The sequence below is a fragment of the Pseudomonas sp. B19125 genome, assembly GCF_044218855.1.
In the GTDB taxonomy this organism is placed as follows: Bacteria; Pseudomonadota; Gammaproteobacteria; order Pseudomonadales; family Pseudomonadaceae; genus Aquipseudomonas; species Aquipseudomonas edaphica.
Genome location: NZ_CP162589.1, coordinates 3,498,005 through 3,519,802 on the forward strand (window position 1 = coordinate 3,498,005; position 21,798 = coordinate 3,519,802).

Here is a 21,798-nt window from a genome sequence, read left to right on the forward strand (position 1 = left end):
TTCACGCGAGAAGCGACGGCGCGACGGCAATCGCAATCTTCCCCAGCAGGCCGTTATTGCGACGCTCCAACCGCGCGTGGGCGAGCGGGATATCTGCCAGCGAATACACCTCACCCACGTGTGGCCGCAGTTGTCCGCGTTCTACCAACGCGCTGAGTTCATCGAGTTTGCCGCGGTTCTGCCGCGTGAAGACAAAGTGATAACTGGCATTCTTGCCCCAGGCATTAACCAGATTTTGCGGCTGCGCAATGTCCACAATCGACACCACACGGCCCAGTTGCGCGAGTGCGTCGGGGCTGCGGGCCAAGGTGTTGCCGCCGATGGTGTCAAACACCACATCAACGCCACGACCAGCGGTTTCGCGCAGGATGACCTCAAGGTAATCGTCCTTTTCATAGTCGATGATCACATCGGCGCCCTGGCTGCGGGCGAACTCAATGTTGGCTTCGCGTACGGTGGTGAACACCTTGGCGCCGATGGCTTTTGCCAGTTGGATCGCCACATGGCCGACGCCGCCTGCGCCGCCATGTACCAGAACGCTCTCGCCGACCCGCAGCGCCGCGCGCACCACCAGTGCTTCCCAGGCGGTGCCGCCGACCAGGCTCAGGCTCGCGGCTTCCAGGTGGCTCAGGGCCGCAGGCTTTTTGCCGATGATGTGTTCGGCCGCCACGTGGTACTCAGCGTAACTGCCGGGGCCGTCAAATATTTGCGGGGTGTACCAAACCTCATCGCCTGGTGCAAAAGCAGTGACGCCTGGGCCGAGGGCTTCGACGACGCCGGAAACGTCGTGCCCGGTTATCGCCGGCAAGGGCACCAGGTCAGGGTAGTCGCCACGTCGCACCTGATAATCCAACGGGTTGATGGAAGTGGCGTAAACCCGCACTAACACGTGCCCGGCATGGGGGACGGGCTTAGGCACGTCGCGAAGTTCGAACGCTTGCGGGCCGCCAAATGCGTTGAGTATCAATGCTTTCATTGCTCATCCTCGTTTCGATAAAAAGAGATATCGCGAAAACTAGATATATTGCGATAAAAAAAACCTACAACTCTTTGCCTATGATCTCGGCAAGCACACGGATGTTTGCCTCGTTACGCTTGTAGTAGGTCCACTGCCCGATACGGGTGACTTCGACCAACCCCACCCGTTGCAAGGTGGCCAGGTAGCCCGACACGGTGGACTGCGAAAGGCCGATGCCTTCCTGGATACTGCTTACGCACACGCCCACCGTGTGAACGTCACCCTCATCTTGTGCGGGGAAGTTCTTTTCGGGGTCTTTCAAACCTTTCAGTATTTCCAGGCGTGTCTGGTTTGAGAGGGCTTTGAATACGTCGCGTAATTCCATGGGCGGATCATATCGAGAATTATCGATATGTCAACCAGCCTGTCCCGCGCTTTACTTGAGCAGCCCTGCAAAATAACCTGCGCCTGCAGGCATCACTCGGTTTCATCACCAACCGCGCTTTTCAGGGAGAAATCAGTTGGTTACTACAGATGTTATTCACACACTGGGCACACCTGCAGAGCTGGATTACTACGACCGCAGGTCGGTCATGTTGCCAACTGATGTCACAGCACTGGAGGCCTGGAACATTGTGACCGCCGAGCGCGGGTGGCCGATGCAGTTGGCTTTTCGAATCCGCGACGGGATTTCGTCGCTGTTTGGGGTGAAACGTATCGGTGGGTTCTCCGGCACACCGCAAAATGCGGTACAGGCGGGCGAGCGCTTGGACTTCTTTCTGGTGGAGCACAGTGCTCCCGATAGGTTGGTGCTGACCGAGCGCGACCGGCACCTGGATGTGATGATTTGTCTGTCTGTCAGTGACCGCGTGTTTACGATCACCTCATCGGTGATCACCCATAACACCTTTGGGCGCCTGTACATGTTGCCGGTAGGGCCGGTGCACAAGCTCATCGTCAACAATGACTTGAGGCGACTGAAACGCAGGCTGGATGCGCTGCAAAAGTAACCTGTGGCTATGTTTGCCTTGGCTGATGGGTGTGGGCCAAGTGCGGCTGTTTTTCAATAAGACGGGCTTGTTCCGGCCTGTTTAGCCAGTATTCTGTTCCACTCCCTCAGTGAGGTTTACCCATGCGCGTCACGGTCGTAGGTGCTGGAGCAATCGGTGGTTTCCTGGCGTGCAAATTGTTCGCCGCCGGCCACGACGTCAGCGTGATCGCGCGTGGCGAAACACTCGCCGCCATTGGCGAGCATGGGCTGAAGCTGCACACGGGCGATGAGGTGTTGGTTGCCCCACTGAAAGCGACCTGCGCACCTGAAGAGCTTGGCATTCAGGAGATGGTCATATTTGCCGTCAAGGCGCCGGCATTGCCCAGTGTGGTGGAACAGGCCAAGGCATTGATTGGCCCGCAAACCCTGGTTATTCCTGCACTCAACGGCTTACCCTGGTGGTATTTCCTGCAGTCGGCAGGCGCTTTGGCGGGTATGCGTCTTGAGGCTGTCGACCCCGGTGGCGTGATAGAAAAGGCTGTGCCCGTTGCAGCCGTTGTCGGTTGCGTTGTATTTGCCTCATGTACCGTGCTGAGTCCCGGTGTGATCAAGCACATGTCCGGAAGCCGAATGGTGTTCGGTGAGCCGGCCGTTGGTAATAGCGCGCGCGTAGATGCAACCACCGAGGCTTTTCGTGAGGCAGGTTTTGATGCCCACGCCCACGCCAATGTGCGCGAAGAAATATGGTTGAAGCTGCTGGGCAATGCCTGCTTCAACCCGGTCAGCCTGTTGGTGGGCTGCGCAACCGATGAGTTGATCGACGACCCATTCCTGCACGCACTGTTCATCGGCATGATGGATGAGTTGCTGGATTTGGGACGCACACTGGGCATCGCGCCCCAGATTGATTCCGCGCAACGCATTGCGATCACCCGCAAGCTCGGCAAGGTGAAAACCTCGATGCTGCAAGACGTTGAGGGGCACAAACCGGTGGAGATCGAGGCCATCCTTGGCACGCTTGTTTCAGTGGCTGATCGCATCGGGGCACCGATACCTCGCACGCGCACCGTGTATGCCTTGGCGCGCATGCGGGCTAAAAAACTGGGGATTTTGCCAGGCTGAGCCATCCTCACGTTGAGGCGTTTTTCAGGAGTGAAACCTGCGCCCCAACGCATCCAGCCGCACTGCAATCGGCGGCAACTGCTCACTGCTGCGCGCGAGGGTTTCCACATCATCCGCGGTGTTTTGTGCAATGTTCTGCACGGACTGCAGGCGCCCGACGATCTCCAGGTTGGCCGAGGTTTGTTCGCGGGTGGTCATCACGATTCGCCCGTTCAGCTCGTCGATATGCGCGATGTCGGCGCCCACGGCCTGCAACATGTCCACCGCCAGTTGGCTGTCCTCCACACAACGCGCTACACCTGCCTGGCTGTCGTGCATTGCCTCGACGGCCTGGCGGCTGCCGTGTTGCAGGCCTTCGATGATCTGTTTGATTTCCTGGGTGGAGACGGCAGTGCGTTGCGCCAGGCTGCGGACCTCATCGGCGACCACCGCAAAACCCCGGCCTTGCTCGCCGGCGCGGGCGGCTTCGATGGCGGCGTTGAGCGCCAGCAGGTTGGTCTGGTTGGCGATGCTGCTGATCACTTCGAGTACCGAGCCGATCTGCTCGGCCTGGGTGGCCAGGCCTTGTACGGTGTGGTTGGTGCCGTCGATGCGTGAGGCCAGTTGGGTGATTTCATGTTGGGCACGGCCGACGCTTTGCTGGCCGCGCACAATCTGTTCGCGGGCCTGGCCTGCATGCTCCACCGCGTGTTCGACGTGTTGCGTGATGTGGGCGGTGGCGTCTTCCATACGCTGCATGGAGCCGGTCATCTGGTTGATTTCCGCCAACTGATGGCGTGCGCCGGTTTCCAGGGTACCGCTGGCGCTGGCCAATGCCTGGCCGAGTTGGCCGAGACCGTGGGAGTCACGGGTCACGCCATCGATCAGGTGGGTGATCTGCTGCAGGAAGTGGTCGAAACGCTTGGCCAGGGACACATGCACCTTGCCTTCACCCTGGGCGGTTTCTACCGTGAGCTGGGAGGTCACGGCGAGCATTTTTTCCAGCATCTCCTGGCTTTCGACCGCCTCGGCCTGGCTATGAATGGCGAGGTAGAGCAGGGCGACCGTCTCCATCACAACGTAGAAGGCGTGCACGAACACCATGTTCCAGCCGCCATGATGGTCCATCACAAATACCGGGAAACCCTGATGTTGCAGCGCGTGAAACACCACGTGGTGGACGGCGATGGTCAGCGCCGCGACGAGGATCGGCAGCCAGTCGCGGTAAAACGTCAGCACCGCCAGCAGCGCGAAGATACCGAAGTGCGCTTCGATCAAGCCCTGCGCCTGGTTAATCTGCAGCGCCGCCATGACCATCAGGCCGGCGCCCAGCAAACAACGCATCAAACGGGTGCCACCGAGGGCGCGATAGAGCAAGGTGAGCACCACGCTGGCGCCGCCGCCGACGATCACCGCTTGCAACCAGGTGTCGTGCCAGAAGGCCAGGCCCAGGGAGAATAAAAACATCAGCCAGATCAACGCCAGCATGATGCGGTCGGCTTTGCGGTAGTGCTCCAGGAAGCGGGCGCGTGCGGGCATTCACTCTTACTCCATGTGGTCGAGCCAGGAACAAAGCATGCGGCGTGCCATGACGGCTCGCAAAAGGAACGCCAAAGGGCGGCGCCAGAAGCGTATCGGCATTCCTTTGGGCGACTTTAGGCACGGCTGCTACGCAGTTCATGTCGCTTCACAGGCGATCGGCGTCCACTATGGCCTTGGCAAACGCCGCCGGCGCTTCTTGCGGCAGGTTATGGCCGATGCCGCCGCTCACCAGACGAAACTGGTACTTGCCGGTAAAGCGTTTGGCGTAGTCCTCAGGTAACGGGTGCGGCGCACCGTTGGCGTCGCCTTCAAGCGTGATAGTCGGCACGCCAATGCTCGGTGACTGCGCGAGTGTTTGCTCCAGGGCAGCGTATTGCGGTTCGCCCTGTACCAGGCCCAGGCGCCAGCGGTAGTTGAAGACGGTGATTGCCACGTGATCGGGGTTGTCCAGGCCTTTGGCGCTGCGTTCGAAGGTGGCCTCGTCAAAGGCCCACTTCGGCGAGGCGGTCTGCCAGATCAGCTTGGCGAAATCGTGGGTGTTTTTCTGGTAGCCGGCGGCGCCGCGTTCGGTGGCGAAGTAGAACTGGTACCACCACTGCAACTCAGCTTTGGGTGGCAGCGGGTTCTTACCGGCGGCCTGGTTGCCGATCAGGTAGCCACTGACTGACACCAATGCCTTGACCCGTTCCGGCCACAGCGCCGAGACGATATCTGCTGAGCGCGCGCCCCAGTCGTAACCGCCCAGTACCGCTTGCTGGACCTTCAGCGCGTCCATGAAATCGATCACGTCCTGGGCCAGCGCCGCCGGTTCACCATTGCGTAAGGTTTTATCCGACAGAAAACGCGTATCGCCATACCCACGCGCATACGGGATCAACACGCGGTAGCCCTTGGCGGCCAACAGCGGTGCGACGTTAGCGTAGCTGTCGATATCGTAGGGCCAGCCATGCAACAGGATCACCACTTGGCCATTGGCCGGGCCGACCTCGGCGTAGGCCACATCCAGCAGGCCGGCCTTGATGTGCTTGAGCGTCCCGAACGCCGATTGATGCTGCGGTGCCGGGGTTTGCGGTTCGGGCATCTCGGCATGGGCCATGCCCATGGCCGCGAATGGCAACAGGGCAAAAGCCAGGAAAAGTGGGTGGCGTTTCAACTGAGCGTGCATGGCGAGCCTCCTGGGGCTTGATGTGTGCCGGGTGCTCAGTTGAACGTCGTGCTGTATCGGCTGTGTTTCAGCAAGTGCCATGGGTTAAACGTTGTGTATCGCAACGGGCCCTGGATACAGTGCGATACACATACGCGGATCAGAAATCCATTCGAAGCCCCAGCGTGCCTTGGCGGCCGTTGAGGGCATTGCTGTCCAGGTTGCGGTTGTAGCCCAGTTGGCCGTACAGGCTGATGCCTTGGGCAACGGTCAAGGTGGCGCCGACGTTGAGGTCCAGCGTGGTCGACTTTTGCTCGGTGTTTATGTCGGTAGCATCATCGAACCTTACGGTGTTGGTGCCGGCGCGGGCATGCCAGACGTTGGCACGCGCGTATGGCTGCAGGGGCATACCACTCACCTCATAGCTGCCACGCAAGCGGGCACCCAGGCGGGTGGTGACATGCGTGTCAGCGTCGTAGGAGACGGCGGAGATTCGGTCGTTCTGGCTGTCCAGCCGCGTGCGGTCGACGATGAGCTGGGCTTGTGGCTCCAGTTCCCATTGGGCACTCACAGTAAAAGGCCAGCCCGCTTCGGCGGACGCCAATGCGTTGCTGCCTTTGGTTTTCATCTTGATGCCCCGGTCGGACTCGTTGTTGCCGGTGAAGCGGGTGCCCATTACCACCAGGTCCAGATAGGCGCGGTTGGCGCCGATCAGTGTCCAGTAGGCGCCCAGGCTGTCGCCGCGCAAGGTCAGGCGGCCTGCGTCCTTGTCTTGGAAGCCACCGTTGAAACCCTTGACGTCGCCTTGCAGGCGGCTGTGGCCCACAAAGAAGCCAAGCCGGTGAGTCTGGCCGCTGTCCGTGCTGGTGGCGTACAGGTCGCTGCCCACCTGGAAGGCCGACAGCGAACTGTCCAGTGTCGGGCTGACCGTTCCCGCGAAACTCTGGCGACTGTTGCCGCCGTACACCCTGGCCCAACCTGTGGGGAATACCCCGGTTTGTTGCTGCTGGCGCTGATCGCCCACGCGTTCGTGGTAAGTCCCCAGCATGCCTTGCACGATTTGCTCGGCAGCTTGAAACAGCACGGCGTACACCGGCACTTCGGCGCGGTAAAGGGGGATTGCGGTGTTGCCTGGATTGGGCGGCAATGCCGGGGTGCCAGGCGCTGGGGTGGGCGGGGTAATCACCGCATCCGGCGTGGGCTGCGCCGGCACGGTGGAGCGCAGGTAGTAATTCTGTTCCGTACCCGCGGTCACGCCCCCTCTGAACAAGTGATAGTCAAACGCACCAGCAGACACGGGGCCAGCCAGCGAGAACGCACCGACGCTGCTGGTTGCGCCCTGGGTTGCCTGTACCACCTCAATGCCATCCTTCACGGTCAGCGCACCTGCACCGCCCAGGTTGGTGATGCTGATCGCCGTGGCGCCCAGCAGGGTGCCTTGGCTGACCACCAGTTTGTCGCTGGGTGAGTTATCCGCGCCCAACATCGTTTGCAGCGCCAGCCGACCGCCCGTGCCGATGTAATTGCCGTTGACCGTCAAGCTGTCGGTCGTGCTGGAACTGTCGGTACTCATATCGATCAGACCGGCGTTGTTCAAGGTTGCCAATTGTCCGGACGTGAAGGGCGCGAGAGTGCCCGTTGTGACGATCAATCTGCTCGTTGCATCAATGCTCATTGCGCCGGTACCGGTATCGCTGCCTCCCAATACGAATGTGCCACCGAGTGTCAGGGCCGACCCATTGACCATAGACACCCGCTCCCAGCCGGTGTAGCGGCTCGGGACGCTGGTTTGCGTTGCGTCAAAGGTGAGGGTGTCGTTACCCGCGCCGCCGTCCAGTTGGGGGGTGGCGGCCAGCAAGGTTTCGCGGAGGTTTTTCAGCAGGGCAGAATCATCATCGGCACCCATGAGAATTGCCCCGTTGATTGTTCCCCCGTCGGTCCAAATGAACTGATCGGCGCCGAAGCTCGTGAGGATTTGGCCGTTGACCCTGCCACCGCTGACCTGGATCAAATCCACGCCGGCGCTGGTGCTGATGTTGCCGCCGATGGTGCTGGTGCCCGAGACGAGAATGGTGTCCCTGCCAAGCCCTGTGACAAGGTTGCCGACGATGGTGCCGCCGCGCATATCGAAGACGTTGTTATCGAGTTTCATGTCGACCCGGCCGATGGTGCCGCCGGTCATCAATGCTTGATCGCCGTCTTCAAAGGCGCCCTTGATGGTGCCACCACTCATAACGAATGTGTCATGGCCGTCGCCTTGGGCCAGTGACTCGACAGTGCCATCGCGCATGACAAAACTGTCAATGCCCCCGCCCTGGATGATCGCCCCCGCGTGCCCACCGTTGATCTGCACCAGATCCACACCATCGCCCTGGGTAATGGACCCCGTGACCGCGCCCAGCGTCAGACGAAACGTATTCGCACCGTCGCCCTGGTGCAGCATCCCATTGATTGCCGCTGTCGCACCGTTGATGTCAACCAGATCGTTGCCGGCCCCCAAGGTGACATCACCGTTGAGGGAGCCGCTGCCGCTGAGGTTCAGCGTGTTGTTGCCGGCGGTGTCGGTAAAGCCCGGCGCGGCGCCGCTGTTGCAGGTCGAGGTGTCATTACCGGCGGTAATGTTGATCGTGCAGGCGCCAAGCGACGGCAGCGGCCACACCGCCATCAACGTGATACCCAGGTAAGTCAGAAAAACTGGCAGTGTGCGCATGACGGCTCCTTGTCCGAAGGAAGTTCCCGCACCTGAGCAATCAGGTGCGGTTCAAGCCATGGGAAGGTAGAGCGCGATACGGAGCAGGCACGACGGGTTGCCTGTTCTACGAAAACACCGGCGAATGCAAGGGGTTGGCATGGCTTTCTCGACTGCACATCAAGCTGTGCAGGCTTTTTGCACCTTAGTCGCAGAGTGAGCCGGGTGCTACTGTGAGAACTGACAGGTACAGGCGAGTGCTGGCCTAGGCAAACACGATCTCATAGGGCTCACGCATCCGCTCCAGCAACTCCTGGGCAAGCATGGGCGCCAGGCCGATCTCCGGGTCGCCGACCAATTGGCTGGCATACGCATGGGCGGCGTGAAGCTTGCGCGCAACGCTCCAACTGTCCAGGCGCACCTTGCGCGCGCGATGCCAGGGGATCACCGAGCCTTCACGCAGCGGCCAATGCCAGGCCCATATCGGCAGTTCATACAGGCGCGCGCCGGTGAGCTGGCAGGCTTTGGCGCTGGCTCGGCCGACGGCGTCATGGTCGTCCTTGCCGTCGTGGCGCCAAGTGGTAAACACCACGTCGCCCGGTTGCAGATAGCGCGCAATGAACTGGCTCATGGGCTGCTCGCGGGCGGCCAGGGCGTCGTCGCAAAAGCCGCCGCGAATCCACTTAAGGCTGTGCAGCGGCATCCCCAGGCGCCGCAGCGCTTCAGCGCTTTCCTGCGGGCGGATCACACTCAGGCGGCTTGCCGGCCAGGCATTCGAGCCTGGGTGGCTGGCGCTGCCATCGGTGATCGAGATCAGTTGCAGTGGGTGGTCGAGGGTGCTGAGCAGTTGCAATAATCCGCCACACGCCAACACCTCATCGCCGGGGTGAGGCGCGATGACCACCACGCGCGCGCCGCGTGGCACCAGGGAGGAGGGCTTGATAAAGGGGATTTGCGCCAACTGTGGCGCACTGTTCCAGATTTGCGCAGGGCCGCGACGGCCCTCACTTAATGAGGCAGATTTCATCGGTGTCACGTCCTTGTCGAATGATGCCGGGTCGTACCCCGTTGACGGGACGACGCTTTTGTACTCAGCACAGGCTCCGCTGCGATGAACTGCGGCCATCCAACCCTGGATGACCAGCAAGGCGATTTCAGCATAGTCAAGGATTCGGCGTTTTTACATCGTGCAGGGTCGAAATATTCAGGTGGCCTGCATCAAACTCTTCAAGTAATCACCAAAACCGCCTTGGGCACGGCAGTCCAGGCGTGCGCTGGTAATTACCTGTGGCGTATGACTCCAGGCGATTGAAGCGCCGCAGCGCTCCAGGTTGCGCACCAGTTGCACATCTTCGTGGCAGGCCAACGGTTCGAATCCGCCGGACTGCACATACGCCCCGGCACTCACGCCCAGGTTGGCACCGTGAATATGGCGATGGCCGTCGCGAGCCTCATAGGCTTGGGTGTAGCGGATTTGGGCTGCCACGCAGAAGCCTTCGCTCCAGTCGTCCACCGTCACTGTGCCGCACACAGCATCGGCGCCCAAGGCCAGTTGCGCCACCAACCAGTCGGGGGCGACACGGCTGTCGGCGTCGGTGCACGAAATCCAGCGTGCGCCCTGGTTTAACAAGTGCCGCGCACCCACTCCGCGCACCTGCCCGACGTTACGTGCCTGCACGTGTAAACACTGCACCGGATACGCCTGGGCAATCGCCGCACTGCCATCGCTGCAGCTGTCGAGCACGGCCAGGATCTGCACAGGCTCACCCAGCAAATCAGGGTGGCTGGCGGCAATCATCGCGGCTTTGAGGCACTCGCCCAACAGCGCTTCTTCGTTATGCACCGGGATTAGAATGCCGATCATCGCAAGCCCTCATGGGTGGCGACTGAGGTGCCGTCACGGCTCCACAGGTCGAGTAGAAAGTCACTGTCGTGATGCTGGACGAGGTGGGCCATGCCCAGGCGTTGCGCGAGCATTTCGTGCACCTGTTCGGCCGTTTGCGGGCAGCCATCAATGCGCGGGCGCCAGTGGCAGGCGAGCAGTTGGCCGTTGTCGGTCAGCGCATTCAGGGCACAGTCGATCAAGCGCTGTAAATCCTCGGCATCGAGGTAGTAGCAGAGTTCGCTCAACACAATCAGTTCGAACTGGCCGGGCGGCCATTCCTCAGGCAAACGGCTTTGATGAACCTGGGCGTGGCTGAACCCCCGCAATCGGGTTTGCGCCAGCGCCACGGCAGCGGCGGCCGTGTCGCAACACACCAGGCGCTCGCAGCGCGGCGCCAATTCGGCACTCAGCTCGCCGTTCGCGCAGCCGGGTTCAAAAATCGAGCGATAGCGGGGCCGTGTCAGCACCGCCAGGGTGAGTGCGCGTTTACGCTGTTCGTACCAGCGCTGGCGAAAGGCCCAAGGGTCGTCATTACCGGCGAACAGTTGATCAAAATAGGGTGTGGCCACACTCATACAAACACCACTTCAAAAGGTTGCAGCAAACGCTCCACCACATAGGGTGCCAGCACCGGTGCAAGACCCACTTGCGGGTCGCCTTCAAGTTGGCTGGCAAAGGCGTGAATGGCATGCCGTTTGCGCGCCACCGCTTCAGGTGTCAGCACGATTTTGCGCGCACGTTGCCATGGCACCTGGCTGTCTTCGGGCGTTGCCCAATGCCAGGTCCAAACGGGCAGTTCGTACAGGGTTGCACCTACCGCCTGCGCCGCTTTGGCGCTGGCGCGGCCAACGGCTTCATGGTCGCAATGCCCGTCTTCGCGCCAGGTGGTGAACACCACATCGGTGGGCTTGAGATACCGCTCTATGAACGCGCTCAACTCATCTTCACGGGCCGCCACCTGGCTGTCGGCAAAGCCTGCGCGCAGCCACTGCAAACTGTGCAATGGCAGGCCGAGACGGTGCAGGGCCTGGGCCGACTCCTGCGGGCGCACGATGCTCAAGCGCTCGACCGGCCAGCGCCTGGAGCCTGGGTGGCTGGCGCTGCCGTCGGTGACGGAAATCAGTTGGATCTGCCGGTCCAGCAAGGCCAGGCCTTGCAGCAGGCCGCCGCAGCCCAGCACTTCGTCGTCCGGGTGCGGAGCAATAATAACGGCGCGATGCCCCGCGGGCACCAACTGCTCGACACTGATTTGCGGCAATTGGGCCATATGGGCTGAACCCTGCCATTGATGCAACGGCGTGCCCTGGCCAATGATCGGGTTGAGTTTCATAACAGCCACCTACCTGTGGGGTCGTCCGCAACCAGCTTTCCCAGCGCCGCCAAGTCACGCTCGGCGTGGCTTTGACGTACATATACGGGTAAGTCCGCCATCAATTGGGCGAAGTGCGGATCTTTGCAGTAAGGCCCGGCACCCACCGCGCGCCCGACGTGATGAATGACCTGCTCGACGGTATCCTCGACGCACGCCCGTGCCTGTTGGGCCAGTTGCCGCGCATTGGCGCGAGGGTCGCGGTCAATCTGCTCAGCACCGTCGCGCAGTACACAGGCGGCGCTGTTGAGCACGCTGTCGACCGCGCCCAAGTGCGCCAGCGCATGCTGTTCGGGACGCTGGCTGCAATGCACACGCAGCACCTCAGCCAGACGTTGCGCACCGCCATACCAGCACGCGGCGATACCGACGCCGCCGTGCCAGAAGCCAGGCCGTGACAGGTAGTCGCCCGGCTCGCCAACTGCGATGCCGCGGGCCTCATCAAAGATGATTTCGACACTGCCGGTGGCCGCCATGCCCACGGCTTTCCAGCCTTCGTGGGTGACGGTGACGCCGGGCTGGTCCATCTCGACCGCCACCAACTGTTGGCGGTCGTTTTCGTCCCAGGCGGTCAGCAAGCCATGGCTGACCACCGCTGCACCGGAACACCAGGCTTTACGCCCATCGACGATCAAGCGCTGGCCGTCGCGGCGTACGCGTACCTTGGCCGTCGGCGGTTCGGCGGCCCACATGCCCCAAACACTGCCCACGGGCGGCAAGGGGCTGTCGAGCTCGGCGATGATCGCCAGGGCGTCGGTGTGACCTTCGAACAGCTTGCACAGGCGCAGGTCATGACCTGCCACCTGCGCCAGCCGGCTGAAGCGTTCCAACGTCTGGCCGCTGCCGGGCAATGGCAGTTGGTCCAGGCCTTCTTCCTGAAGCGCCTTCAGTGCAACGCCCAGCGCCTGCGTGTCGGCGTAGCTGCGGTTGCCTTGAAGGAATCCATGCAGAGCCATCTCACACCTCGTCGTCGCGTTGCAATTCGAACAGCAGCAGTGAGCGTCCGGTCACCGCGTACTCGTGCTCGAAGTCAAAACGCTCCTGACCGCGCACTGCGGGGGCGTTGGTATCGAGCATGCAGGTCCAGAATTCACCCTGGGGCACCGGCGGCAGGCGGAAATTCACCATGTCGTGGTGGGCATTGACCACCAGCAACAGGGTCGCATCACCCCCAGCGCGACGAATCCCGGTTTCCTGGGCGCGGCCATCCATCAGCATGCCCAGGCAGCGGCCATGGCTGTCTTGCCACTGTTCGGTGCTCATCTCGTTGCCATCCGGCGCCAGCCAGGTGACGTCTTTTACGCCGAGGTCTTCGTTGTAGTCGCCCACCAGGAAACGCCCACGGCGCAGAATCGGGTAGGCCAGGCGCAATTTGATCAGGCGTTTGACGAACTTGAGCAGTGCCTTGCCGTCGTCGTCCAGGTCCCAGTTGACCCAGCCGATCTCGCTGTCCTGGCAATAGGCATTGTTGTTGCCGTGCTGGGTGCGCGCGAACTCGTCACCGGCCACGATCATCGGTGTGCCTTGGGCCAGCAGCAGCGTGGCGAAGAAATTGCGCATCTGGCGCAGGCGCAGGGCGTTGATTTCCGGGTCTTCGGTGGGGCCTTCGACGCCGTGGTTCCAGGACAGGTTGTTGTTGCTGCCGTCCTGGTTGTTTTCGTCGTTGGCCTCGTTGTGCTTGTCGTTGTACGACACCAGGTCGTGCAGGGTGAAACCATCGTGGGCAGTGATGAAGTTCACCGAACTGTAAGGCCTGCGCCCACGGTGGTTGAACATCTCGCCCGAGGCGGTCATGCGCCCGGCGAAGTCCGCCAACTGGCCGTCATCGCCTTTCCAGAAGGCGCGCACGGTGTCGCGGAAGCGGTCGTTCCATTCCACCCAGCCGGGTGGAAAGTTGCCCACTTGGTAGCCGCCGGGACCACAGTCCCAGGGTTCGGCAATCATTTTCAGCTGGCGCAGCACCGGGTCCTGGCGGCAGGCCACAAGGAAGCTGTGGCGCTCGTCGAAACCGTCGCGGTAGCGCCCCAGAATGGTCGCCAGGTCAAAGCGGAAGCCGTCCACGTGCATTTCGGTGGCCCAGTAGCGCAGGGAGTCGGTGACCATTTGCAGCACGCAGGGGTGGCTCAAGTCCAGGGTATTGCCGGTGCCGGAATCGTTGATGTAGAAGCGCTTGTCGTCGGGCATCAGCCGGTAGTACGAGGCGTTGTCGATGCCGCGCATCGACAGGGTAGGGCCGCGCTCGTTGCCCTCGGCGGTATGGTTGTAGACCACATCAAGGATCACCTCGAGCTTCTGCTCATGCAGGTGCGCGACCATCTCCTTGAACTCGGCGATCTTGCCGCTGGCCAGGTAACGCGGGTCAGGCGCAAAGAACGCGATGCTGTTGTAGCCCCAATAGTTGGTCATGCCTTTTTGCAGCAGGTGCTGGTCGTTGACGAAGGCATGCACCGGCAGCAGTTCGACGGATGACACGCCGAGCTGGCGAATATGTTTGAGCACGTCATCTTCCATCAGCCCGGCACAGGTGCCGCGCACCGACTCGCCCACTGACGGGTGACGCATGCTGATGCCACGCAGATGGGTTTCGTAGATGATCGTGCGGTCCCACGGCACCCGTACCGGCTGGTCGTTGCCCCAGGTGTGCGCAGGGTCGATGACCTTGCACTTGGGCACAAAGGGCGCGCTGTCGCGCTCGTCAAAACTGAGGTCGTCGTCCGGGTGGCCGATGGTGTAGCCGAACAGTGCCTCGGACCATTTGAGTTCACCCACCAGCTGTTTGGCATACGGGTCGATCAGCAATTTGTTGTGGTTGAAGCGGTGACCATTGGCCGGGTCATACGCACCGTACACGCGGTAGCCGTAAATCAGCCCGGGATGGGCGTCGGGCAGGTAGCCGTGGAAGATTTCGTCGGTGTATTCGGGCAGTTCGATACGTTCAAGCTCGACCTCGCCGGTATCATCGAACAGGCACAGCTCGACCTTGGTGGCATTGGCTGAGAACAGCGCAAAGTTGACACCCAGGCCATCCCAGGTGGCGCCTAGAGGGAAGGGCAAACCTTCACGAATCCGCGACGGCTCGTTTTCCGGCGTGGCTGGGTTGTTATCGGGTTTGCTCATTAAATTGCTCCTGCAAGGGTCTTTTTTCGGGCCGAGCGCTACCGTGCCGACGGTTGCTCAGCTGGCGCACTGAAAAGTAAAAAGGGCCTCCTGGCGACAATGTCGGCAGGAGGCGCGTGGGCTGTTAAGGCTTGGGCTTTTTCGGCGCCGCAGGCTTTTTGGCCGCTGGCGGTGCGGGCTTGCTGGCCGCCGGGGCCGGCGGCTTGGCTTTTGGCGCAGGCTTGGGAGCGGTCTTGGGTTTGGCCGCAGCTTTGGGTTTGCTTGGGGTCAGCGCTTCGGCTTCGGCTAATTTGCGCGCCATCTCCCAGTGGCGTGCATCTTCACCGTGGGGCTTGCCTTCGGATTCCCAGATCTGATGCGCCAACTCGCGTATGCGTTTGTCTTCAGTACTCATCGCAATACTCCTCACAGAAAATTTTCAGCTTTCTTGATCATCGGGATTGATAAAGACATTGACCGGGAAATCCCCCAGGGCAGCGCTGATCAACAGCTCCTTGTTTGGTGTGACTGCGCCTGTATGAAAAAGTCCCTTCCAGTTTTGTGTTGTGGTGGCGAACGGTAATTTCACCCGCGTATCGCCCCAAACCTGCGCATTGATATGGGGTTGTTCACCGTTTTCCAGCAGGCGATGGGGCCAGCGTGGCACCACCACCAGCAGGTGTTTGCCTTGATACGTGCGGCAAAATGCGACGACGTGATCGGCGTGTTTGCCTACCACTTCCAGCGGCGTGTAGCTGCCGCGTTGGAAGCGTTCGGCGTTGGCCTTGCGCACGGCCAGCACCTGGGCAATCAGCGCCTGTTTGATACGCCCGTCGCGCCAATGGGACAACAGCTCGCCGACGTCCGGCGGTGTGTTCAACGCCTGTTGCCGTGCGTTGAAGTCCACCGGGCGGCGGTTGTCCGGGTCTACCAGGCTGAAGTCCCAGAACTCATCGCCCTGGTACAAATCCGGTACACCCGGCACGGTGATACGAAGCAAGGATTGCGCCAGGCCGTTCAGTGCGCCCGCCGGGGCGATGGCCTGGGCGGCGCTGCCGATGGCCTTGCGTAACGGGGTGCCGGCATCGCTGAGCAACAGGCGTGACAGGAAGGCATCGACCGCCTGTTCATAGGCTTCGTTGGGCGCGCTCCAACTGCTTTGCAACTTGGCTTCGCGCAGGGCTTTTTGCTGCCATTGCCACAGGCGTTGCTGGTAACCCTGCATGTCCGGGTTGCTATCCAGCGGCCAACTGCCGAGCAGCACTTGGTAAAGGATCAGTTCATCGCCCGCCGACGGGCTGTGTGCATCGTCGCGCAACGGTGCGGCGAGGCGGCGCCAATGCTCGACTTGTTCGACGTACCAAGGTGCGCATTCACTCAGTACCGCCAGGCGCGCTCGCGTGTCTTCGCCGCGCTTGTGGTCGTGAGTGGCGGTGGCCAGCAGGTTGTCGGGGAAGGTCTGCAGGCGCTGTTGATTGGCCGCATGAAAGTCCGCCAGCGGTGCACTGAACTGTTCGGTGCTGAAGCCCACATCGTTACGCGACAGCAGCACCGCCGAGCGGTAGAAGGCGGTGTCTTCCACGGCCTTGGCCGCCGCCGGCGACGTGAGCTGCTGGAAGCGCACGCAGGCATGCTTGAGCATCTTGCGTTCACGCCCGACCGGGCGGTTGCGCCACGGCTGGCCGCCCAGCCATTTTTCCAGGTGGTCGAGCACCGGCCAGTCGCCTTCGCCCAAGGTGCTGCGAGCACCGGCCAAGGCTTGCAGGAAAAACACATCATCATGGGCGCTGCGCCCACGGGCACTGATGTAGGTGCGGTACACCGGGAAGTGCACGATCAGCTCCTGCAAGGCACGGCGGATTGCGCCCAGGGTCAGGTCGCGGGTCATCACGTCGTCGCGGGCCACTTGCAGCAGGGCCTGGGCCACACTCTCGAAGTCACCGGCCAGGGAACCGTTGAGAATCTGCTGGCGGGCCAGCCAGGCTTCTTCGATAAAGGCAGCAGGCCGTTCGCTGTAGCGCGTCCACAGCTCCGCCAACGGCGCAAAGCCTGTTGGGTCGTGCTGCAACAGCGACAGCTGGTTCATGAATTCATAGCCGGTGGTGCCGTCTACCTGCCAGTCTTCGCGCAGGGTTTCGCCTTCACCGAGGATTTTTTCTACGAAGATCGGCAAATGCCGGTTGGGCGAAAGGGAATCCACGCGCCTGCGCAACTTGCGGCAATACCCGCGTGGGTCAGCCAACCCGTCGATATGGTCGATGCGCAAGCCGTCCACCAGCCCTTGGCTGATCAGCTCGAAAATCTTGCCGTGGGTGGCTTCGAACACGGCGCTGCGTTCTACGCGCAGGCCGCCGAGTTCGTTGACGTCGAAGAAGCGCCGCCAGTTGATATCGTCCGCTGCGGTGCGCCAACTGGCCAGCCGATAAACCTGTTGTTCCAGCAAGGCGTGCAAGTGATTGAAGCCGTCCGGCTGGCGCCCATCAAATTCGGCCAGCTGGCGTTCGATGGCGTGCAGCACCGAGGCTTCGGTGGCCCGTTCGGCCAGCACGTGTTTGAGCCAGCCGGCTTCGGTGTAGGCGTCATCCTGGTAGGCAAGGGCGCTGAAACGCTCGGCCAGGGGCTTCAACAATTCATCGCCGCCCAGAATCATGGCGTAGTCACGCGGGCAAATCGGGAAGCGGTGCTCGTAATGCTCGACGTAAAAACCGCCCTGCACGGCATCGAACTTGAGCGCCAGGTTGCCGCTTTGCAGCGCTTCACCGTAGTCGCTGCCCAGAAACGGCATCAGTAACTGACCCTTGAGCAGCGGGTCCGGCGAGTGCCACTGGATATCGAAAAACTCACTGTAGGGACTCAGGCGGCCCCATTCCAAGAGGTCCAGCCACCACGGGTTGTCTGCACCGCCGACGGCCATATGGTTGGAGACAATATCGAGGATCAGCCCCATCCCATGCTCACGCAGCGCCGCAACCAACCTGTGCAAGGCCGGCTCGCCGCCAAGCTCGGGGTTGACGCGGGTCGGGTCAACCACATCGTAGCCGTGCATGGAACCGGCGCGGGCGGCCAGCAGCGGCGAGGCATACAGGTGGCTGATGCCCAGTTGGGCGAAGTAGGGCACCAGGGGCACGGCATCATCCAGGGTGAAGCCTTTGTGAAATTGCAGGCGCTGGGTTGCGCGCAGGGGTAATGCGTTCATCGGTCACGCTCATGGGCCTGGTTGCGCGCCACGGCCAGCAGCTCCAGGCGGCGGGCGGCGCTGTCGTTGTCGAGCAGGCTGGCGGCTTCACCCGGTAAGCGGCGGCGCCAATTGGGGTGGGTGTCGGTGGTGCCGGGCAGGTTGGCTTGTTCCTCGATGCCCAGCGCGTCTTCCAGCGGCAACAGCACCAACGGCGCGCGGGTGTGGCCCAGGTAGCGCACGCTGGCGTCGAGCATATGGTCGGTGTTATTGCGGATTTCATCGACGAAGTTCTGCGGGTCCTGGCTCAAGGCCTGGCGCAGCGCCTGGCGTTCGCGCAGGCGGTGCTCGCTCCATTGCTCCACGGTGGGCGCATCGATCAGGCCCAACTGGATATTCCATTCGATATCGCGGCTGTGCCACCAGCCGTTGAGGGTTGGCAAGTCGTGGGTGCTGGTGGTAGCCAGGGCGTTGTCCGGCCAGTCGAGGATCGGCTTGAAGTGGCCGTCGTGGTTTTGTTCAAAGAGTAAGACGCGCATGCCCAGGATCGAGCGGCCGCTGAGTTTTTCGCGCAGGCCATCGGGCACGGTGCCCAGGTCTTCACCGAGCACGATGGCCTGGTGGCGGTGGGATTCCAGCGCCAGCAGGCGCAGCAGGTCATCCACCGGGTAGTACAAATAGGCGCCTTCGCGCGGCGTAGCGTCCATGGGGATGACCCACAGGCGTTGCAGGCCCATCACATGGTCAATGCGCAGGCCGCCGGCGTGGGCGAAGTTGGCCCGCAGCATTTCGATAAAGGCGCGAAAGCCGTTGCGCTTGAGACCTTCAGGGGAAAACGCCGAGATGCCCCAGCCTTGACCCGCGCGGTTGAGAATGTCCGGTGGCGCGCCGACGGTAAGGTTGGCGAGTAGCTCGTCCTGCCGGCTCCACGCCTGGCTGCCGCCGCCATCGGCACCGACCGCCAGGTCTGCGATCAGGCCGATGCCCATGCCGCTGCCACGCGCGGCTTGTTGCGCGCGCTCCAGGCTGCGTGCGATCAGCCATTGGCAGAAGGCAAAATAGCCGATCTCATTCGTATGGTCGGCGGCAAATTGCGTCAGCGCCGGGCTCTGAGGCGAGCGCCATGCTTCGGGCCAGTGGCGCCAGTCAAGGTCTTCACCGGCGGCGGCACGCAAGGCTTGCACGGCTTCAAAGCGACAGTGGTTTTCCAGGGCTTCGCCGCCGGCCTGGCGAAAGCTCAGGAAGTCGGCGTGTTGCGGGTGCTGGCCGTGGCGGAAATCTTCATACAAGGCACGCAACAGGCGCTGCTTGGCGCGGGCGGCGGTGGGCCAGTCGATCAAGGTGAGCTGTTCCAGGGCGTGCAGCTCATCCGTAAGGTCCAGTGCCTCGATGGCGTTGCGCACTTCGCGCTCGCCAAGGATGCAGGCGGGCGAGGCGTACAGGCTGTTGAGGAACAGGCGGCTGGAAGGTGAGTAGGGGCTGTAGCGCTCGGTGTCGGCGCTGAACATCGCATGCATCGGGCTGATGGCCAAGGCATCGGCGCCGCGTTCGGCGGCGCTGCGGGCCAGGTGCTCCAATGCCAGGGTGTCACCGAAGCCGCCGTCACCCAGGCGGCGCAGTGCATACAGCTGCGCACTCAGGCCCCAGGCGCGGGCCGGTTGGCTGTCGACCGCTTCAGCGACGCTGTAGCAATGGGTAGGGGCCACGGCCAGGGTGAAGGTTTGGTCGTCGATATGCACCTGGTGATAGCCCAGCGCGATTACGCCGGGCAGTTCGGCATTGCCGTCCAGGCGCAACTCCAGGGTTTCGCCCTGTTCCAGGCTGACGCGGCACGGTGTGTCCGGGGCGAAGTAATGCGCGAGGTCCAGACCCGCGCCGGTGTCCACGGTCATCAGCGGTGGCAGGTGCTTGTCTTGTTGCACCCGTTCCATTTCGAGCAGGCTGGCATTGATCTCGGCGTCAGTATCGGCCGGGTGGCCCAGGCCTTTGAGGACGGCACGCAAGGCGGCGGGTTCGACATGTTGCGGGCGGCCGTTTGCGTCGATCCAATCGACGGCCAGGCCCGCGCGGCTGGCGAGTATTTCCAGGTTCGCTTCGCTCAAGGGTGATCTCCAACAGGGGATAAGGCGACGCGTGCGCTGAACGGCGCCAGTTGCGCGCCTTCATGGGCAGACGTCTCGAATAGCAGGTGCGGCGGCGCCGGGTGATCCAGCGGCGTGGCACCCAGGTTCAGGTCAATCTGCAACAGGCTGCCGTTGCCCAGGCGCCAGCGCGCGGTGACGGCGCCGTCGGCCAGTACCTGCGCGCCCAGGGCCACGCTGCCGGGCAAGTGCGGCACGATGTGCCGATGGCGCAGGCTCAGCAGCTGACGGTAAAGCTGCGCGTGTTCGTTCTCGGTGAAGCGGGGCGCCGACTGCAGGAAAGTCGGCAGCGCATTCGGGTCAGGGATCTGTTCGCGCCGCTCAGGGTCTTTAAACGCGGCGAAATCGGCAAATTCGTTGCGTCGGCCTTCGCGCACGGCTTCGGCCAGCTCACCGTGATGATCGGTGAAAAACAGGAACGGCTGCTCGGCGTTGACTTCATCGCCCATAAACATCAGCGGAATCATCGGCGACATCAGCAGTAAGGTGGTGGCCGCCTTCAGCGCCTGGGGCGAGCACAGTTGGTGCAGGCGCTCGCCCAAGGCGCGGTTGCCGACCTGGTCGTGGTTTTGCAAAAACGCCACGAAGGCGCTGGGTGGCAGATCACCACTGGGTTCGCCGCGCGCATGGCCGTGACGGGTGGTGTGGCCTTGGTAGATAAAACCTTCGCCCAGGCAGCGCGCGAGTTTCTCGGTGGGGGCTTGTGCGAAGTCGCTGTAATACGCATCCGTTTCGCCCGTGAGCAGTACGTGCAGTACGTTATGGAAGTCGTCATTCCACTGCGCATCAAAGTCGTGCTTGAGCAGGCGAGCCTGGTTGAGTTCGTTTTCCAGCACCAGCCACACGTGCCGGCCGGTGTCCACCTGCTGGCGTACCCGTTGCGCAAGTTCCTTGAGGAAACCGGGGTTGTCGATGGCGTGTACCGCGTCCAGGCGCAGGCCGTCGAAGCGGTACTCGAGCAACCACATCAGTGCGTTGTCGAGGAAAAAGTCGCGCACCTCACGGCGATCAAAATCAATCCCGGCGCCCCACGGCGTGTGCACGTCTTCTTCAAAGAAGCCTTGGGCGTACTGGCCCAGGTAATTGCCATCGGGGCCGAAGTGGTTGTAGACCACATCCAGGATCACCGCCAAACCGTGTTCGTGGGCACTGTCGATCAGGGCCTTGAGTTGTTCGGGGGAGCCATAGGAGGCTTGCGGGGCGTAGGGCAGCACCCCGTCGTAGCCCCAATTGCGCTCGCCGGGAAATTGCGCCAGCGGCATTAGTTCAATGGCGGTCACGCCCAGTTCGGCCAGGCGTGGCAGGTGCTTTTGCACGCCGGCATAGCCACCCAGTGCGCCCACATGCAGTTCGTAGATCACCGCCTCATGCCAAGGGCGCCCTTGCCACTGGCTGTGTCGCCATTCGTAGGCGAGGGGGTCGACGACCACGCTCCAGCCGTGCACGTCGAGTGCCTGGGCCCGGGATGCCGGGTCCGGCACGTCCTGTTCGCCATCAATGTTGTAGCGGTAACAAGTGCCCGCCGGGCACTCGGTTTCTACCTCGAACCAGCCATCTGCCTGGGGCAGCATGGCGATGGACTTGCCGTCTTGCAATTCAACGCTGACATAAAACGCGTCTGGCGCCCACAAGGCAAAACGCGTGTGTTGCGCGTCCAGCATGATTGCGCCGTGGGGCCAGGTTTCCAGAGTCCGTGACGGCATCTAT

The 21,798-nt window shown here is 62.2% G+C and carries 17 protein-coding genes; 2 read left to right on the top strand and 15 right to left on the bottom strand.

Annotated features, from left to right (window positions below):
* Window position 1: 1 nt before the first annotated feature.
* Together AB4P96_RS15895 and AB4P96_RS15900 are read right to left on the bottom strand one after the other, a co-directional pair.
* Window positions 2-976, bottom strand: a complete 975-nt coding sequence (locus AB4P96_RS15895; RefSeq protein ID WP_017138929.1) for a zinc-dependent alcohol dehydrogenase family protein — start codon at window positions 974-976, stop codon at window positions 2-4.
* A gap of 64 nt (window positions 977-1,040) precedes the next feature.
* The gene (locus AB4P96_RS15900) at window positions 1,041-1,343 is read right to left on the bottom strand and encodes an ArsR/SmtB family transcription factor (protein ID WP_395599766.1); all 303 of its coding nucleotides are present in this window, start codon (window positions 1,341-1,343) and stop codon (window positions 1,041-1,043) included.
* A gap of 136 nt (window positions 1,344-1,479) precedes the next feature.
* Here AB4P96_RS15900 and AB4P96_RS15905 point away from each other — a divergent pair, with 136 nt between their 5' ends.
* Both AB4P96_RS15905 and AB4P96_RS15910 read left to right on the top strand, forming a co-directional pair.
* A complete protein-coding gene (locus AB4P96_RS15905; RefSeq protein WP_032865873.1) occupies window positions 1,480-1,968 on the top strand; it encodes a DUF2867 domain-containing protein in 489 nt (162 codons plus the stop codon).
* A 122-nt stretch (window positions 1,969-2,090) separates the two neighbouring features.
* Window positions 2,091-3,071, top strand: a complete 981-nt coding sequence (locus AB4P96_RS15910) for a ketopantoate reductase family protein (RefSeq protein WP_395599767.1) — start codon at window positions 2,091-2,093, stop codon at window positions 3,069-3,071.
* 24 nt (window positions 3,072-3,095) lie between these two features.
* On the opposite strand, the gene AB4P96_RS15915 is transcribed toward AB4P96_RS15910, so the two are convergent.
* The 13 genes from AB4P96_RS15915 to treZ form a co-directional block, all read right to left on the bottom strand.
* Entirely contained in the window at window positions 3,096-4,589 is a 1,494-nt protein-coding gene (locus AB4P96_RS15915; protein WP_395599768.1) for a methyl-accepting chemotaxis protein, read from the bottom strand.
* Between the two features lie 148 nt (window positions 4,590-4,737).
* Window positions 4,738-5,757 carry an alpha/beta fold hydrolase gene (locus tag AB4P96_RS15920; RefSeq protein ID WP_395599769.1) on the bottom strand — a complete coding sequence of 340 codons (1,020 nt, stop codon included), beginning with the start codon at window positions 5,755-5,757 and terminating at the stop codon, window positions 4,738-4,740.
* 139 nt (window positions 5,758-5,896) lie between these two features.
* Window positions 5,897-8,446 (bottom strand): autotransporter outer membrane beta-barrel domain-containing protein, encoded by a 2,550-nt coding sequence (locus tag AB4P96_RS15925; RefSeq protein WP_186616839.1) that lies wholly within the window; start codon window positions 8,444-8,446, stop codon window positions 5,897-5,899.
* 244 nt (window positions 8,447-8,690) lie between these two features.
* On the bottom strand, window positions 8,691-9,452 hold the full coding sequence (locus tag AB4P96_RS15930; RefSeq protein ID WP_017138922.1) for a PIG-L deacetylase family protein: 762 nt from the start codon (window positions 9,450-9,452) through the stop codon (window positions 8,691-8,693).
* A 177-nt stretch (window positions 9,453-9,629) separates the two neighbouring features.
* Entirely contained in the window at window positions 9,630-10,289 is a 660-nt protein-coding gene (locus AB4P96_RS15935; protein WP_170037617.1) for a glycosyltransferase family 2 protein, read from the bottom strand.
* Complete coding sequence (locus AB4P96_RS15940) at window positions 10,286-10,885, bottom strand: SAM-dependent methyltransferase (RefSeq protein WP_099549662.1); 600 nt, start codon at window positions 10,883-10,885, stop codon at window positions 10,286-10,288. Before AB4P96_RS15940 ends, AB4P96_RS15935 begins: the two co-directional genes overlap by 4 nt.
* On the bottom strand, window positions 10,882-11,640 hold the full coding sequence (locus AB4P96_RS15945; RefSeq protein ID WP_395599770.1) for a PIG-L deacetylase family protein: 759 nt from the start codon (window positions 11,638-11,640) through the stop codon (window positions 10,882-10,884). The genes AB4P96_RS15940 and AB4P96_RS15945 overlap by 4 nt, the downstream gene beginning before the upstream one ends.
* Window positions 11,637-12,635, bottom strand: coding sequence for an acyl-CoA dehydrogenase family protein (locus tag AB4P96_RS15950; protein WP_395599771.1), 999 nt, complete (start codon window positions 12,633-12,635; stop codon window positions 11,637-11,639). The genes AB4P96_RS15945 and AB4P96_RS15950 overlap by 4 nt, the downstream gene beginning before the upstream one ends.
* Window position 12,636: 1 nt before the next feature.
* Window positions 12,637-14,796 carry a glycogen debranching protein GlgX gene (gene glgX, locus AB4P96_RS15955; RefSeq protein ID WP_017138917.1) on the bottom strand — a complete coding sequence of 720 codons (2,160 nt, stop codon included), beginning with the start codon at window positions 14,794-14,796 and terminating at the stop codon, window positions 12,637-12,639.
* 124 nt (window positions 14,797-14,920) lie between these two features.
* Window positions 14,921-15,190, bottom strand: coding sequence for a DUF2934 domain-containing protein (locus tag AB4P96_RS15960; protein ID WP_017138916.1), 270 nt, complete (start codon window positions 15,188-15,190; stop codon window positions 14,921-14,923).
* A gap of 24 nt (window positions 15,191-15,214) precedes the next feature.
* Window positions 15,215-17,971: a malto-oligosyltrehalose synthase gene (locus AB4P96_RS15965; protein WP_395599772.1), complete on the bottom strand. Its 2,757-nt coding sequence runs from the start codon at window positions 17,969-17,971 to the stop codon at window positions 15,215-15,217.
* Window positions 17,968-20,052, bottom strand: a complete 2,085-nt coding sequence (gene malQ, locus AB4P96_RS15970) for a 4-alpha-glucanotransferase (RefSeq protein ID WP_395599773.1) — start codon at window positions 20,050-20,052, stop codon at window positions 17,968-17,970. The genes AB4P96_RS15965 and malQ overlap by 4 nt, the downstream gene beginning before the upstream one ends.
* Window positions 20,049-21,794, bottom strand: coding sequence for a malto-oligosyltrehalose trehalohydrolase (gene treZ, locus AB4P96_RS15975; RefSeq protein ID WP_176992151.1), 1,746 nt, complete (start codon window positions 21,792-21,794; stop codon window positions 20,049-20,051). The genes malQ and treZ overlap by 4 nt, the downstream gene beginning before the upstream one ends.
* Window positions 21,795-21,798: the final 4 nt, after the last annotated feature.

Coding starts and splice junctions, on each gene's coding strand:
- AB4P96_RS15920 (WP_395599769.1), bottom strand. CDS start 5,757: ATGCACGCTCAGTTGAAACGCCACCCACTTTTCCTGGCTTTTGCCCTG.
- AB4P96_RS15950 (WP_395599771.1), bottom strand. CDS start 12,635: ATGGCTCTGCATGGATTCCTTCAAGGCAACCGCAGCTACGCCGACACG.
- treZ (WP_176992151.1), bottom strand. CDS start 21,794: ATGCCGTCACGGACTCTGGAAACCTGGCCCCACGGCGCAATCATGCTG.
- AB4P96_RS15910 (WP_395599767.1), top strand. CDS start 2,091: ATGCGCGTCACGGTCGTAGGTGCTGGAGCAATCGGTGGTTTCCTGGCG.
- AB4P96_RS15930 (WP_017138922.1), bottom strand. CDS start 9,452: ATGAAATCTGCCTCATTAAGTGAGGGCCGTCGCGGCCCTGCGCAAATC.
- AB4P96_RS15915 (WP_395599768.1), bottom strand. CDS start 4,589: ATGCCCGCACGCGCCCGCTTCCTGGAGCACTACCGCAAAGCCGACCGC.
- AB4P96_RS15945 (WP_395599770.1), bottom strand. CDS start 11,640: ATGAAACTCAACCCGATCATTGGCCAGGGCACGCCGTTGCATCAATGG.
- glgX (WP_017138917.1), bottom strand. CDS start 14,796: ATGAGCAAACCCGATAACAACCCAGCCACGCCGGAAAACGAGCCGTCG.
- AB4P96_RS15960 (WP_017138916.1), bottom strand. CDS start 15,190: ATGAGTACTGAAGACAAACGCATACGCGAGTTGGCGCATCAGATCTGG.
- AB4P96_RS15935 (WP_170037617.1), bottom strand. CDS start 10,289: ATGATCGGCATTCTAATCCCGGTGCATAACGAAGAAGCGCTGTTGGGC.
- AB4P96_RS15925 (WP_186616839.1), bottom strand. CDS start 8,446: ATGCGCACACTGCCAGTTTTTCTGACTTACCTGGGTATCACGTTGATG.
- AB4P96_RS15900 (WP_395599766.1), bottom strand. CDS start 1,343: ATGGAATTACGCGACGTATTCAAAGCCCTCTCAAACCAGACACGCCTG.
- AB4P96_RS15965 (WP_395599772.1), bottom strand. CDS start 17,971: ATGAACGCATTACCCCTGCGCGCAACCCAGCGCCTGCAATTTCACAAA.
- AB4P96_RS15895 (WP_017138929.1), bottom strand. CDS start 976: ATGAAAGCATTGATACTCAACGCATTTGGCGGCCCGCAAGCGTTCGAA.
- AB4P96_RS15940 (WP_099549662.1), bottom strand. CDS start 10,885: ATGAGTGTGGCCACACCCTATTTTGATCAACTGTTCGCCGGTAATGAC.